This is a genomic window from Burkholderia sp. BCC1993 (genome assembly GCF_905339865.1).
In the GTDB taxonomy this organism is placed as follows: Bacteria; Pseudomonadota; Gammaproteobacteria; order Burkholderiales; family Burkholderiaceae; genus Burkholderia.
Genome location: NZ_CAJPGZ010000012.1, coordinates 48,453 through 62,681, shown reverse-complemented (window position 1 = coordinate 62,681; position 14,229 = coordinate 48,453). Strand labels below are relative to the sequence as shown.

Here is a 14,229-nt window from a genome sequence, read left to right as displayed (position 1 = left end):
ATCACCACGGTGCGATGTTGAGGAAGAAGCGCTGCAGCCAGCCCATCGTCTCGGCTTCGTTGATGTAGCCCTTCGACGAGTATTCGATCTTCGCGTCGGCGACCTGCGTCGAATAGACGGAGTTCGCGCCCGAGATCGTGTTCGGGTTGACGACCCCCGAGAAGCGCACGAATTCGTTGCCCTGGTTGATCAGCATCTGCTTCTCGCCGCTGACCACGAGGTTGCCGTTCGGCAGCACGCCGGTGACGGTCACCGTGATCGTGCCGTTGAACGTGTTCGCGGCGCTCGCGCCGCCGGTGGCCGCGAACTTGTTGGTGCCGGCCGCCGACAGGTTCGCCTTCGCGAACAGCCCGCCGAGGAAGCCGGCCGTCGGCACGTTGAAGTCGGTGTTGCCCTGGCGGTTGGTGTTCGCGCCCGACGACTTGGTCGCGTTGATGTTCTCCGCGATCATGATCGTCAGGATGTCGCCGACGTTGCGCGGCCGCTGATCCTCGAACAACGGCCGCCCCGCATAGCCGGGGTTGTAGATCGAGCCGGGCGCCTGCATCGACATCGGCATCGGCGGCTGCGCCGTCATCGGCTGCTGGATGATCGGGTCGCGCGGAATCTGCGCGCAACCGGCGAGCGCGGCCACCGCGACCGCGCACGCGGCGCGGACGGGGGCTGACGGGAGGAGGCGAACCTGCTTCATGGCGACGACGGGACGTTCCGGTTAGCTCTTCATCTGCGTGACGGTCTGCAGCATCTGGTCGGACGTCGTCACGGCCTTGCTGTTGATCTCGTAGGCACGCTGCGTCTGGATCATGTTGACGAGCTCCTGCACGACGTTCACGTTCGACGCCTCGACATAGCCCTGGTTGAGCACGCCCGCGCCGTTCAGGCCCGGCTGCGCCACGTTCGGCGCGCCAGACGATGTGGTCTCGGCGAACAGGTTCTCGCCCTTCGCCTCGAGGCCGGCCGGGTTGATGAAGGTCGCGATCTGCAGCGAGCCGATCTGCACCGCGTTGCTCGAGCCCGGCTGCGTGACCGACACGACGCCGTCCTTGCCGATCGTCAGCGACTGCGCGTTCTGCGGCACCGTGATCGCCGGCAGGATCTGGTAGCCGCTCGACGTGACGAGCTGGCCCTGCGCGTTGGTCTGGAACGAGCCGTCGCGCGTGTACGCGTTCGTGCCGTCCGGCATCAGCACCTGGAAGAAGCCCGCGCCGTTGATCGCGACGTCCTTCGAGTTGCCGGTCTGCGTGAGGCCGCCCTGCGTGTACAGACGCTCGGTCGCGACCTGCTGCACGCCGGTGCCGAGCTGCAGGCCCGACGGCAGTTCGGTCTGCTGCGTCGAGTTTGCGCCCGGCTGGCGGATGGTCTGGTACAGCAGATCCTCGAACACCGCGCGCGACGCCTTGAAGCCGTTCGTGCTGGTGTTCGCGAGGTTGTTCGAGATCACGTCCATCTGCGCCTGCTGCGCATTCATGCCGGTGGCGGCAATGTAGAGCGATCGGTTCATGTTGAATCTTCTCCTGGGTGCGAGGGCCGGGCCGCTCAGCTGAAGTTGAGCAGCTGGTTCGCCGACTGCTCGTTCTGGTCGGCCGTCTGGATCAGCTTCGACTGCAGCTGGAACGCCCGTGCGTTGTCGATCATCGCGACCATCGCGGTCACCGGGTTCACGTTGCTGCCTTCGAGCGAATTCGGCGTGACGACCACGTTCGGGTCGCCGTCGGCCGGATTGCCGTCGGCGGTGCGGAACAGCCCGTCGTTGCCGCGCGCGAGCGTGGCCGGGTCGGGGTTCACGAGCTTCATCTGGTCGACGATCGCGACCGCCGTCGGCGGGTCGCCCGGCATCAGCGCGGACACCGTGCCGTCCTTGCCGATCGTCACTTCGGCATTCGGCGGCACCGAGATCGGGCCGCCGTTGCCGAGCACCGGCAGGTTGCTCGCGTTGACGAGCTGGCCGTTTTCATCGACGTGCAGGTTGCCGGCGCGCGTGTACGCCTCGCTGCCGTCGGCGGTCTGCACCGACAGCCAGCCGGCGCCCTGCACGGCGACGTCGAGCGGGTTGCCGGTGCGCGTGATCGGACCCGGCGCGTAATCCGCGCCGGGCGTCGACGCGAGCACGTAGGTACGCGTCGTCGTCGGGTCGATGTTGCTGCCGTCGCCGAAATTCATCGGCACCGCGCGGTAGGTCGCGAGCTGCGCGCGAAAACCCGTCGTCGACGCGTTCGCGAGGTTGTTCGCGACGATCGCCTGCTGGTCGAGCGACTGCGACGCGCCTGTCATCGCCGTGTAGATCAGTCGGTCCATGGCTGCCGGTTATCCGCGCGTTACAGGTTGATGAGCGTCTGGTCGACGGTCTGCTGCGTCTTGATCGTCTGCGCGTTCGCCTGGTAGTTGCGCTGCGCGGTGATCAGGTTGACGAGCTGCGACGTCAGGTCGACGTTCGAGTTTTCGAGCGCGCTGCCCTGCAGCGTGCCGTGGTTCGTGCTGCCCGGCGCGGAGATCTGCGGCACGCCCGACGCGGCCGTCTCGGCGTACTGGTTGCCGCCGAGGCTGGTCAGCCCGTTCGGGTTGTTGAAGTTCGCGATCGCGATCTGGCCGAGCACCGCCGTCTGGCCGTTCGAATAGTTGCCGGTCAGCTTGCCGTCCGAGCCGATCGAGAAGGTCGTCAGCGTGCCGCTCGCGTAGCCGTCCTGCGCGAGGTTGTTCACGCCGTCCTTGCCGCCGTACTGCGTGGTGCCGGTCAGGTCGAGCGTAAGGTTCTGCGGCGTCGCCGAGCCGTCGGTGGTCGGCACGCTGAACTGGAACTGGCCGAGCGATGCGGTCGGCGCGGCCGGCGTGCCCGTCGTCGTGCTCTGGATCGCGCCCGACGTGTCGAACGTGACCGTGCCGAGGTCGGTCGCGGTGCCGCCCTGCACGCCCGCGTACGCTTCCCACGTGCCGGCCGCCGACTTCACGAAGTACATGTTGACCGCCTGCGAGCCGCCGAGCGAGTCGTACACCTGGACCGACGTCGAATAGTTGTACGTCGTGGTATCGGTCGGGTCGAACGGCGTCTTGGCCGGCACCGTGTCCTGCGAGTTCAGGTTGAACTGGCCGGTGATCCTGGTCGTCGGGGTCGGCGCGATGTTGGTCGTCGGCGCCTGCAGCGCCACGGTCTGCGCGGTGTTCAGCACGCCGTTCTTGCCGGCCGCGTAGCCCATCAGGTTCGCGCCAGCCGAGTTGACGATGAAGCCGTTCTTGTCGCGCTGGAACGTGCCGTCGCGCGAGTACGTCGTCACGCCGTTGTTCGACATCTGGAAGAAGCCGTTGCCGTTGATCGCGACGTCGAGCGACGAGTTCGTCGTGTTGATCGTGCCCTGGCCGAACTGCTGCTGCACCGACGCGAGCGTCGTGCCGATCCCGATCTGCGTGTTGACCGACGTCGCGAGCGAGTTCGCGTACATATCGGAGAACTGCGCGGTGCTCGACTTGAAGCCGACCGTGTTCGCGTTCGCGATGTTGTTGCCGATCACGTCGAGCGCGTTCGATGCGCCGGCGAGGCCGCTCAGACCCTGTTGATAACCCATTTCGGTCTCCGTTTCCGAGAAAGCTGGATCAGTTGGTGGTGGTCGTGCCGCCGGACGACGACGACGCGGTGTTCGGGAAAATCGACGCGACCTGGGTCAACCCCACCGTCGTGCCGTTCGACAGCACGAGCCCCGCCGTGCCGTCGGCCTGCTTGATCACGCTCTGTACCTGCGCGGCCGCGAGCACGGTCGGCGCATACGTCTTGCCGTCGCTGCCCGTGTACTGCGCGCTCACGGTGTACTTGCCGTCCGGCAGCGCGTTGCCGGCCGTATCCGTCGGTGTCCAGTTGAACGGCACCGTGCCGGCCGACTGCTGGCCCGCGTTGATCGTGTTCACGACGACGCCCGCGCTGTTCTTCACGGTGATCGTCAGGTTCGACACGTCGCTCGTGAGCGACACGCCGAACGGCGACGCCGCGCCGCTCTTCACCGCGACGCTGTTGCCCGGCGCGAGCACGTTCGTGCCGATCAGCAGCGCGGCCTGCGTCTGCTGGCCGGCCGCGAGCTGCGTCGACAGCGACGTGAGCGACGTATTCAACTGCGCGATGCCGCTCACCGTGTTGATCTGCGCGAGCTGCGACGTCATCTGCGAGCTGTCGACCGGGCTCGTCGGATCCTGGTTCTGCAGCTGCGTGACGAGCAGCTTCAGGAACGTCGCCTGCAGGTCGCTCGCCGAGGTGCCGGTCGTCGACACGTTGTTGGTGTTCATCGTGTCGGTCGGCAGGGTCGACACGTGGGTGCCGCTGCTGCCGATCGTCGTGCTGGAGGAAGTCATCCTGGGTGGCCTTGTGTCGAAACGGTCGGGTCTGGGCCCGGTGTGGAAAGTCGCTCGGCGCGCGGCTTACGTGCCGATCGTCAGCGTCTTGAGCATCAGCGTCTTCGCGGTGTTCAGCGTCTCGACGTTGGCCTGGTACGAGCGCGACGCCGAGATCATGTTCACCATCTCCTGCACCGGATCGACGTTCGGCATCTGCACGTAGCCGTTCGCGTCGGCGGCCGGGTTCGCCGGGTCGTAGGTCGACTTCATCGGCGACGGATCGTCGACGACCTTCGTCACGCGCACGCCGCCCACGCCCTGGCCGGACGCGGTGCGCGCGCCGCCGATCGGGTCGGCCGCGAACACGACCTGCTTGGCCTTGTACGGTTTGCCGTCGGGGCCGGTCGCGCTGTCGGCGTTCGCGAGGTTCGACGCGGTGACGTTCAGGCGCTGCGATTGCGCGGACAGCGCCGAACCGGCGACGCCGAAGATGTTCATCAACGAGGGCATGGAGGCTCCTGGTGCTTGTGCTTGTGCTTGTGCTCGGGTTCGGTTGCGCTTACGAGTTCGTCGAGATCGCGGCGATCATCGCCTTGATCTGCTGGGTCATCACGGTCATCCCGGTTTCGTAGTGCAGCGCGTTGTTCGCGAACTGCACGCGCTCGACGTCGAGATCGACCGTGTTGCCGTCGAGCGACGGCTGCAGCGGCATCCGGTACTGCGCGCGGCCGTAGTCGTCGGCCGGGCCGCCGGCCGGCATCAGCTTCGCGGTGCCGGCCATGTGGCCGGGCGCCGACGACACCATCGTCATCCCGCTCGTCACGCCGGCCGGCTGCGCCATCGGCAGCTGCGCGGCGTTGCTCGGCGCGAGGCCGCCGCCGGCCTGCTTCAGCGAACGCGCGAGGGTCGACGCGAAATCGGTGTCGCGGGCCTGGTAGCCGGGCGTGTCGGCGTTCGCGATGTTCGACGACAGCAGTTCCTGCCGATAGGCGCGCACGTCGAGCGCCTGTCGGCCGAACGCGAATTCGGCATCGAGTCTGTCCAGCATGTGTGCGTCTCTCCGTATGAAGCGCTGCACGCCCGTTGCGCCGGATGGCGACCCAAGGGGCTTTTTTCCATGACAGCGATGGTAGGCGCCGGGCGCAACCGGCAATCGGACGAATAACGCGGCAAAGGCCCCCTCTATTCCTCGTTTGCGCGACGGCCCGGCTCCCTAGAATGCGAATCGGATCAACGGCTTCGAGGACACGGCGATGACAGGCAGCGCACTTCGCGGCAACCACGGACGCGGCACGCGCATGCCGCGTGCGTTCGCGCTCGCCGCGGCGCTGTGGCTCGCGGTGCCGGCCGCGCACGCGGACGACGGGATGATCGTGATTCCCGGCCGCGGCGAAACGGCCGAGACCGCGCTCGCGCAGGCGAACGCGGCGAGCGGCGGGCAGTTCGGCGGGAACGCGGGGACGGCTTCGGGTACGGGCGTAGCCTTGACGGCCGGTGTGGGTGGTGCGGTCGGCGCGGGTGGCGCGAACGCCGCGAACGCCGCGAACGCCGCGAACGCCGCGAACGCAGGTTATGGTCCCCGGCGCGCCGCCGATCCGGGCGCCGTCGCGACCGTCGTCGCCGGTGCGGCCGACCCGGCATCGAATTCCGCGCGACCGGCCATCGCCGCGCGCCTGGCCGCGGCCCGCGCCCCTTCAGCCGCGCCGGCCGCGCGCGCACCGGCGGCTGCCGCCAACCCGCCCCAGGCAGCCGCCGCGCCCCAGCCGGCGACACCGCCCGGCCAGCAGGACCCCGACACGATCCGGCGCACGGCGCTCGCATTCCTGCAGCAGCAGGTCGCGGGCCTGCCGGGCAAGACGACCGCGACCGTCGCGGCCGCGTTTCCGCGCGGGCTCGCCGCGTGCACGACGCTCGAGCCGTTCCTGCCGACCGGTGCGCGCCTGTGGGGCCGCACGACGGTCGGCGTGCGCTGCGCGGGCGAGCGGCCGTGGACCGTCTACCTGCAGGCGAAGGTCGCCGTGCAGGCCACCTATTACGTCGCCGCGCGCCAGATCGCGCCCGGCGAACCGCTCACCGCGGCCGACCTCGTCGCGCGCGACGGCGACCTGACGGTGCTGCCGCTCGCGGTGATCACCGATCCCGCGCAGGCGGTCGGCGCGACCGCGCTGGCGCGGATCTCGGCCGGGTTGCCGCTGCGCCAGGACATGCTGAAGAGCGCCGCGTCGGTGTCGGCCGGCCAGACGGTAAGGGTCGTCGCGGCCGGGCCCGGCTTCACGATCTCGGCCGAGGGCAGCGCGCTCGCGAATGCGGCGCCAGGGCAGTCGGTGCGGGTCCGGATGACCGCGGGGCAAATCGTCACGGCGATCGTCAAGGATGCCGGGACCGTGGAAATTCCGCTGTAGGGCCGGATCGCGCCGCAAGATTGTAAAGAATTGTTTCTTCGGAGAATTTCGGGCTCACGATGCTAAAGTTCGGGCCGACCCGGCCGTTATCTGGGTCATACCGTCCAGGAAACCCACCGTGAAGATCGATTCCACTCCGAACCCGAGCCCACTCGCGTCGACCGGCAACGGCGCGGCCCGCGCGCAATCCGGCGCGGCTTCGTCGTCGTCCGCGCAGGCGGCCGACGCAGGATCGACCGGCGGCGACACGAGCGTGAACCTGTCGGGTCTGTCCGGCCAGCTGCGTTCGCTGTCGGCCTCCGGCAGCGCCGACATCGACACGGCCCTCGTCCAGTCGATCAAGGACGCGCTGAACAACGGCACGTTGACGATCGACGTGAACAAGATCGCCGACGGCGTATTGAATACCGCCCGCGACCTGCTGCAACAGCAGCGCTCGCAGGGCAACTGAGCCGGCCCGGGGCCCGTCACGCCCTGACCGGTCCCCTGGTTTGCCGGCATGCGGACCCGCGTGCCGGCGCGACGAGCATGACGCGATGAGAGAAGAGCTGCTGGCCACGGTCAACGACGAACACGCGACGGTCGAAGCGTTCGCGTCCCTGCTCGCCTACGAGGAAAAGGCGCTGACGACGCCGGAGCCGCTTGAAATGCTGCCCGGCATCGTCGAGAAGAAGAGCGCGCTGATCGACCGGCTCGCGCAGCTCGAGCGCACGCGCGACACGCAGCTGTCCGCGCTCGGCTTTCCGGCCGGCAAGAAAGGGATGGACCAGGCCGCCGAGCGCGATGCACGCCTCGCCGGCCGCTGGCAGTTGCTGCTGCAGGCCGCCGAACGCGCGCGCCAGGCCAATGCGACCAACGGGATGCTGATCCGGATCCGGATGGACTACAACGAGCGCGCGCTCGCGGTGCTGCGCTCGGCGCCCGCGCCGGCCGGTGTGTACGGGCCCGACGGGCGTGTATCGGCGCTGATGCGCTGATTCTCCGACGTACTGATTCCCTGACGCACCGATTCTCTGACGTACCGATTCTCTGACGTACGGATTCCCGACGGACCGGTCACGCCGGCGCAGCGACGCGCCGCGCGTGCATCGCGCGGCCCTCCTGCGGCCGCGCGCCCCTTCCCCGCCTTACAGCAGCGGACACGCGGTGACCTGCGTGCCGCGTTCCACGCAAAGCCGTTCGTAGTCGCGCAGGTACGCGCGCTCGTCGTCGTTCAGCAGCGCGACGTCGATCAGGTCCCAGTCGTAGCCGACCGCGACGATGTTCTCGAACGCCACGGTGTCCGCCGCTTCGTCGTCCGCGCGCACGATCACGATGTTCTCGATTCGCACCCCGCCCTTGCCCGCCACGTAGATGCCCGGCTCGACCGAAATCACCGCGTTCGGCACCAGCCCGTACTTCGCGCCCGGCGCGAACCGCACGCCGCCCTCGTGCACGTGGATCCCGACGCCGTGCCCGGTGCCGTGGCCGAAATCGTAGCCGTGGTCGCGGCACACCTGGCGCACCGCCGCATCGACGTCGCCGCCCGTCGCCGTCTTCGGGAAGCGCGTGACGAGGCCCTTGATGCAGGCCTTCAGCGCGACCGTGTAGATCTCGCGCTGCCACGGCTGCGCGACCGTCTCCGGCCGCGTGCGGCGCAGCACGACGCGCGTGCAGTCCGTCGCGAAGCCGGCGTCGTAATACGCGCCGCTGTCGAGCAGCACGAGCTCGCCTTCCGTCAGCTCGACGTCGGCGCTCGCCGCCGTGTAGTGCGCGAACGCGCTGTTCGCGCCGTTCGCCGCGATCGACGGGAACGTCAGCGCGACCGCCGAGCGGGCGCCGTATGCGTCGTTGATCGTGCGGGCCAGGTCGTACTCGGTATGGCGCTGCCCCGGCTCGCCGGCCTTCGCCCAGCGCATCGTTTCGGCGATCGCCGCCGAACTGCGCGCGAACGCGTCGCGGAACCGGTCGAGCACCGCCGGCGTCTTGCCGGCCCGCAGCGCCTCGACCGGGTTGAAGTCGGCGTGCCGCGCGTGCGGCCACACACGGCGCACCGACTCGACGAGCGCGCAGTTGACCGACTCGAAGCCGTAACACACGTGCTCGACCGCGAACCGCGCGAGGAAGCGCTCGAGTTCGGCGAAGTCGCGCCGGATCACGTGCAGCGCCGGATACGACGCCAGTTCGACCGGGCAGCGGTCGCAGCCTTCCGGCAGGAACAGCGCGACCTGCTCGCCGACCGCGAACAGGAAGCCCAGGTGCGACGACGCATTCGGGATGTGATAGCCGCGGCTGTTCAGCAGGTACGCGAGGTCGTCCGACGCGCACGTGAAGAACGCGGTCGTGCCGGGCGCAGCGCCGGTGTGCGCGGCGAGCCGCCGGTTCAGCGCGTCGAGGTTCTGCGCGACGCTCGCGCCGGTCATCGCGTCCGGCAGCTCGAAGATCGGCCGCTCGACCACCCAGCCCGGCAGCGCGATCGCGCGGTCGATCTCGCGCTCGACGAGGCTCGTCCAGTCGAGCGACGCTGCCTGCGTCTGCTCGACCAGCCGGTCGCGCTGCGCGACGCTGATCCGCAGCGCGTCGTAGCCGACCCGCGCGAGCCGGCTCGCGTGCGCGACCAGCCAGTCGGCCAGCGCCTGCCAGATCGTCACGTTCATGCCGAGCTTTTCGATGCGCACGCGCGCCGGGTCGCACTGCTGTTCGGCCTGCAGGTGATAGCGGCCGTCGACGAACAGCACGAACGGCGGCACGCCGAGCGCCTCGGCGGTCGCCGCGCTCAGGAAGATCCCGCAGCCGGCCGAGCCGTCGAAGCCCGACAGCGCGTAGCGCGGGTTGTTGCGGCGCGGCAGGTATTCGGTGATGTACTCGTCCTGCGACGTGACCACGACCGCGTCGAGCCGGGCGGCGTCGAGCAGGCGCGACAGGCCGGCCTGCGTGTCGGCGACGGACGCGTCGTACGGGGGAAGGCCGGAGAAGCTGTATTTCAGTCGATCGATCATCGGATACCCGTTATGGATTGTTGTCGGCGGCCGGCGGCGTTACGCGGCATGGCGCACGCCTCACGCGGCACGCTGCCCGCGCGCGGACGACGCGCGGCCCGGCGGGAAGCCGGGCCGTGGTGCCGTTCCAGTGGCAGGCTCTCGGGGAAATTTTTGTCTCACTTAACTTTGTTTGATGCGTGCGACAGAATCTAGAGCACGCTGAAATTGAGGTCAAGCTAAAATTTTCGTAGGGCTAAAATTACCGGTGCGGTGCGGTGCGGTGCGGTGCGGTGCGGTGCGGTGCGGTGCGCGACGGCGCGCGGTCGTGCGCGGCCGTGCGCGGCGTGGCGGCGGACCGGCGCGACTGCGCGGTACAATGCGCCCGCATCGTCGCCCCGACGGCCGTGCTTCGTGCGATTCGCGGAACAGCAATGTCCGGCGACTGCACCGCCCCCCCTTGCTCGCCTCCCGACTCGTTGCCACGAAAGAGATCCATGGATTCAGACATCATGCGTATCGGCCAGCGCATTCGCCGCCTGCGCCGGGAAGCGAAGAAGACGCTGCTGGAAGTCGCGACCGAAGCGAACCTGTCGGTCGGGTTCCTGTCGCAGGTCGAGCGCCATCTCACCGGCATCTCGCTGTCATCGCTCGTCAACGTCGCGAAGGCGCTCGACGTGCCGCTCGGCACGCTGATCGACCAGCCGCGCCAGGCGCAGCCCGACTCGCACGCGGGCCGCCGCGAACCGTACGCGGTCGACGCCGCGTCGCAGTGGTACGAGCGGCTGTCCACCACCTTCGACGGCAGCCAGATCAACGCGCTCAAGGTCCGGATGATGGAGGGCTACCGGTCGGAATGGGTCGCGCACGGCGGCGACGAGTTCGTGTACGTGCTTACCGGCCGGCTCTGCTACACAATCGGCAAGAAGGATTACCCGCTGTCGCCCGGTGATTCGCTGCACTTCGACGCGAGGAAGCGCCATCGCGTCGCGAACGTCGGCGACGGGCCCGCGGAGCTGATCGCGGTCGGTACGCTGCCCCTCTTCGACGACAACTGCGCCGAGTTGGGATCCGCGGCGATGAAAATCAGGCTGCTCGCGCGCGATGCCGGCGCGACGCCGGGCGAGCCGCGCGTGAGCCGCCGCGAACCGGCACCGAAGCGGGAGCGCGACGCGGATGCCGCGCAGCCCGCCGACAAGCCGGCTCGCGCCGCGGCCAAGACGGCTGCCGGGAAGTCCCGCGCGGCCACCGGCAAGCGTCCGGCTGCCGCCACGCCTGCCCGCCGCACCGCCGAGCGCATGAAGAAATGACGGCTGGCGGCCGGGCGGCGCACGGCTCGGCGCGGTCCGCACGATTCGCGGAATCGATTCACGGCCCGATTCGTAGCCCGATTCGCAACCCCGATTCGCAACCCCGATTCGCAGCCCGATTCGCAGCCCGATTCGCAGCCCGATTCGCAGCCCCGATTCGCAGCCCGGTTTGCAACCCGATTCGCAGCCCCGATTCGCAGCCCGGTTTGCAACCCGATTCCCGGCCCGGTTTGCAACCCAGTTCCCAAGCCTGTTCGCAACCCGGTTCCCAGCCCAGTCCGCGCCCTGATTCCCCCAATTCCCCCGCCTATTCCGCGATCGCCAGCGCCTGCTTGACGGCCTCGACCCGCGCGCGATGCACGGCGTCCTTGATCTGCATCGCATCGTTGCCGACGCCGCGCGCGATCGCGCCCGCGTCGACGCTGCGCGCCGCCACCAGCGCCACGCGCAGCCGCTCGGCCTGCGGATACGGCTGCGTGTCGAGCCCGAGCCGGCCGCGCGCATCCGCTTCGCACGCCTGCAGCATCTCGGCGAAACGCGCCGGCTTGCGCAGCGCGTCGCTGCGCTCGAAGAAGCGCACCAGCGCGGCCGCGCCCATTTCCATCACCCGATGCAGGTTGCCGTGCTCGCGCGCGACCACCAGCGCGAGATCGCGGCAATCGTTCGGCACACGCAGCCGCTCGCACAGCGGCTTGATGAGGTCGACGCTGCGGCCTTCGTGGCCGACATGGCGCGGCAGCACGTCGGCGGGCGTCGCCGCCTTGCCGAGATCGTGCGTGAGCGCCGCGAAGCGCACCGGCAGCGAATAGCCCTGCTTCGCCGCATAGTCGACGACCATCATCACGTGCACGCCGGTGTCGACTTCCGGGTGGTAGTCGGCGCGCTGCGGCACGCCCCACAGCGCGTCGACCTCGGGCAGGACGCGCGCGAGCGCGCCGCAGTCGCGCAGCACCGCGAACATCCGCGACGGTTTCGCCTCCATCAGCCCGCGCGCGATCTCCTGCCACACGCGCTCCGGCACCAGCGCATCCGCTTCGCCCGCATCGACCATCCGCCGCATCAGCGCGAGCGTGTCGTCCGCGACCGTGAAATCGGCGAAGCGCGCGGCAAAGCGCGCGATCCGCAAGATCCGCACCGGATCCTCGACGAACGCGTCGCCCACATGCCGGAACACGCGTGCGCGCAGGTCGGCCTGCCCGTCGAACGGATCGATCACCGGGCCGACCAGCGCGCCCTCCGGGCTCACTTCGCGCGCCATCGCGTTGATCGTCAGGTCGCGCCGCGCGAGATCCTCTTCGAGCGTCACGTCCGGCGCATAGTAGAACTGGAAGCCGTGATAGCCGGCCGCCGTCTTGCGCTCGGTGCGCGCGAGCGCGTATTCCTCCTGCGTGTCCGGATGCAGGAACACGGGGAAATCCTTGCCGACCGGCCGGAAGCCCTGCGCGACCATCTGCTCGGGCGTCGCGCCCACCACCACGTAGTCGCGGTCCTGCACCGGCACGCCGAGCAATTCGTCGCGGATCGCTCCGCCTACTGCGTAGATGTTCATGGCGTCGGTTCGTATTCGGCAATCACGTTGGTTTCGCGGTGCGCGCCATCGATCCAGCGCTGCACCGCCGGCAGTGCCGTCACGCGCGCGGCATACCCGGCCGCTTCCGGCGACAGCGCCGGCGCATACGTGTTGAAGCGCATCACGACGGGCGCATACATCGCATCGGCGATGCCGAATTCGCCGAACAGGAACGGGCCGCCCGAGGCCTCGATGCACGCGCTCCACAGCGCGTCGATGCGCGCGACGTCGGCGAGCGCCTCGGGCGTCGCGCCGCGCCCCGGCATCGACGCGCGCACGCTCATTCCCATCTGCGTGCGCAGCGCGGCGAAGCCCGAATGCATCTCGGCCGAGATGCAGCGCGCATGCGCGCGATCGAGCGGATCGGCCGGCCACATCGGGAACTGCGGATAGCGCTCGGCGAGCGTCTCGGCGATTGCGAGCGAATCCCAGATCGCAACGCCGTGGTCGTCGATCAGGCACGGCACCTTGCCGGTCGGCGAATACTCGCGGATGCGCGCGGCCGTGTCGTCGCGGCGCAGCTCGATCGCGATCTCGTCGAACGGGATGCCGAAATGCGCGAGCAGCAGCCACGGCCGCATCGACCACGACGAGTAATTCTTGTCTCCAATGACGAGTTTCATGGCGGTGTTCCGGAAAGCGCGAAAGTGAATGACGGAAGTGACGGTCCGCGGCGCCTAGCGGCGGCGCGAGCGGAACCAGTCGAAGCGGGAGCGCCGCGCGGCGTGGCCGAGATATGCGGGCGCAATACTCTCGAGACTCGCGGGCGAGATCCCGAGTTCCGGTGCGAGCGGCCCGGACAGCACGTTCGGCACCGACATCGACGCGAGATTGTCGCGCGTGATCACCGGCTCGCCGGGCAGGCATTCGAACACGCTCGCCTGCAGCCGCGCGAGCGCGTCGGGCAGCCGCACGATGCGTGCCTGCCTGCCGACCAGCGTGCCGCAATAGCGCACGAGCTGCTCGAGCGTATAGACGGTCGGGCCGCCGAGTTCGTAGGTCTTGCCGTGCGCGGCAGCGAGATCGAGCGTGTTGACGAACGCGCGCACGACGTCGCCGACGAACACCGGCTGGAAGCGCGCGTCGGGCATCGCGAGCGGCAGCACCGGCAGCGTGCGCTGCAGGTTCGCGAACGTATTCAGGAACGCGTCGCCGGGGCCGAACACGACCGACGGGCGGAAGATCGTCAGCGCGAGCGAATCGGTCGCCGCGACCGCATGCAGCGCGGCTTCGCCGTCGCCCTTCGAGCGCTGGTACATGCTCGGGCCATGCGAATCGGCGCCGAGCGCGCTCATGTGCAGCACGCGCCGCACGCCGACTTCGACGCACGCGGCGGCCAGCGCGGCCGGCAGCGCGACGTGCGCGCGCTCGAACCCGGGCCCGTACGGCGTGCCGCGGCCGCCGTGCAGCACGCCGACGAGATTGATGGCCGCATGCGCACCGGCGACGAACCGGGCGAGCGTGCGCGTATCGAGCGCGTCGAGTTCGACGATCTCGACCGGCAGCATCTGCAGGTGGCGTGCGTGCTCGCGCCGCCGCGTGCCGATCCGTACCTGCTTGCCGGCGTCGATCAGCGCGTTGACGAGCCGGCTGCCGATGAAGCCGGTGCCGCCCAGCAGCGCGACGGTCTGGCGATCCATTGTTCGGGTCCTCAAAAGAACACTGCCGCGTCTCGC

At 69.2% G+C, this 14,229-nt stretch carries 15 protein-coding genes; 4 read left to right on the top strand and 11 right to left on the bottom strand.

Annotated elements, in window-relative coordinates; translation table 11 throughout:
• Position 1: 1 nt before the first annotated feature.
• From flgH to U4Y91_RS20955, 7 genes are all read right to left on the bottom strand, one after another.
• Positions 2–691 carry a flagellar basal body L-ring protein FlgH gene (gene flgH, locus U4Y91_RS20985; RefSeq protein WP_321806700.1) on the bottom strand — a complete coding sequence of 230 codons (690 nt, stop codon included), beginning with the start codon at positions 689–691 and terminating at the stop codon, positions 2–4.
• Positions 692–712: 21 nt separating this feature from the next.
• Positions 713–1,501 (bottom strand): flagellar basal-body rod protein FlgG, encoded by a 789-nt coding sequence (gene flgG / locus U4Y91_RS20980; protein WP_006755141.1) that lies wholly within the window; start codon positions 1,499–1,501, stop codon positions 713–715.
• 35 nt (positions 1,502–1,536) lie between these two features.
• On the bottom strand, positions 1,537–2,295 hold the full coding sequence (gene flgF / locus U4Y91_RS20975) for a flagellar basal-body rod protein FlgF (protein WP_321806699.1): 759 nt from the start codon (positions 2,293–2,295) through the stop codon (positions 1,537–1,539).
• A gap of 20 nt (positions 2,296–2,315) precedes the next feature.
• Positions 2,316–3,557, bottom strand: coding sequence for a flagellar hook protein FlgE (flgE, locus tag U4Y91_RS20970; RefSeq protein ID WP_321806698.1), 1,242 nt, complete (start codon positions 3,555–3,557; stop codon positions 2,316–2,318).
• 28 nt (positions 3,558–3,585) lie between these two features.
• The gene (locus tag U4Y91_RS20965; RefSeq protein ID WP_321806697.1) at positions 3,586–4,332 is read right to left on the bottom strand and encodes a flagellar hook assembly protein FlgD; all 747 of its coding nucleotides are present in this window, start codon (positions 4,330–4,332) and stop codon (positions 3,586–3,588) included.
• A gap of 66 nt (positions 4,333–4,398) precedes the next feature.
• A complete protein-coding gene (flgC, locus tag U4Y91_RS20960) occupies positions 4,399–4,824 on the bottom strand; it encodes a flagellar basal body rod protein FlgC (protein WP_321806696.1) in 426 nt (141 codons plus the stop codon).
• A 49-nt stretch (positions 4,825–4,873) separates the two neighbouring features.
• The gene (locus tag U4Y91_RS20955; protein WP_321806695.1) at positions 4,874–5,362 is read right to left on the bottom strand and encodes a flagellar basal body rod protein FlgB; all 489 of its coding nucleotides are present in this window, start codon (positions 5,360–5,362) and stop codon (positions 4,874–4,876) included.
• 205 nt (positions 5,363–5,567) lie between these two features.
• On the opposite strand from U4Y91_RS20955, the gene flgA reads away from it, so the two are divergent.
• The 3 genes from flgA to U4Y91_RS20940 all read left to right on the top strand — a co-directional run bounded on the left by flgA (position 5,568) and on the right by U4Y91_RS20940 (position 7,693).
• On the top strand, positions 5,568–6,716 hold the full coding sequence (gene flgA, locus U4Y91_RS20950) for a flagellar basal body P-ring formation chaperone FlgA (protein WP_321806694.1): 1,149 nt from the start codon (positions 5,568–5,570) through the stop codon (positions 6,714–6,716).
• Positions 6,717–6,834: 118 nt separating this feature from the next.
• Positions 6,835–7,167: a flagellar biosynthesis anti-sigma factor FlgM gene (flgM, locus tag U4Y91_RS20945; RefSeq protein WP_044847871.1), complete on the top strand. Its 333-nt coding sequence runs from the start codon at positions 6,835–6,837 to the stop codon at positions 7,165–7,167.
• Between the two features lie 85 nt (positions 7,168–7,252).
• Complete coding sequence (locus tag U4Y91_RS20940; RefSeq protein ID WP_039317824.1) at positions 7,253–7,693, top strand: flagella synthesis protein FlgN; 441 nt, start codon at positions 7,253–7,255, stop codon at positions 7,691–7,693.
• 150 nt (positions 7,694–7,843) lie between these two features.
• Here the strand turns inward: U4Y91_RS20940 and U4Y91_RS20935 are convergent, their stop codons facing one another.
• Positions 7,844–9,694 (bottom strand): M24 family metallopeptidase, encoded by a 1,851-nt coding sequence (locus U4Y91_RS20935; protein WP_321806693.1) that lies wholly within the window; start codon positions 9,692–9,694, stop codon positions 7,844–7,846.
• A gap of 476 nt (positions 9,695–10,170) precedes the next feature.
• Here U4Y91_RS20935 and U4Y91_RS20930 point away from each other — a divergent pair, with 476 nt between their 5' ends.
• Complete coding sequence (locus tag U4Y91_RS20930; protein WP_321806692.1) at positions 10,171–10,983, top strand: XRE family transcriptional regulator; 813 nt, start codon at positions 10,171–10,173, stop codon at positions 10,981–10,983.
• Positions 10,984–11,290: 307 nt separating this feature from the next.
• Here U4Y91_RS20930 and U4Y91_RS20925 read toward each other — a convergent pair whose 3' ends face one another.
• The 3 genes from U4Y91_RS20925 to U4Y91_RS20915 are packed head-to-tail and all read right to left on the bottom strand — an operon-like array spanning position 11,291 to position 14,193.
• Entirely contained in the window at positions 11,291–12,532 is a 1,242-nt protein-coding gene (locus U4Y91_RS20925) for a multifunctional CCA addition/repair protein (RefSeq protein WP_321806691.1), read from the bottom strand.
• Positions 12,529–13,176 carry a glutathione S-transferase family protein gene (locus U4Y91_RS20920; RefSeq protein ID WP_321806690.1) on the bottom strand — a complete coding sequence of 216 codons (648 nt, stop codon included), beginning with the start codon at positions 13,174–13,176 and terminating at the stop codon, positions 12,529–12,531. The genes U4Y91_RS20925 and U4Y91_RS20920 overlap by 4 nt, the downstream gene beginning before the upstream one ends.
• 54 nt (positions 13,177–13,230) lie before the next feature.
• A complete protein-coding gene (locus U4Y91_RS20915) occupies positions 13,231–14,193 on the bottom strand; it encodes a complex I NDUFA9 subunit family protein (RefSeq protein WP_321806689.1) in 963 nt (320 codons plus the stop codon).
• Positions 14,194–14,229: the final 36 nt, after the last annotated feature.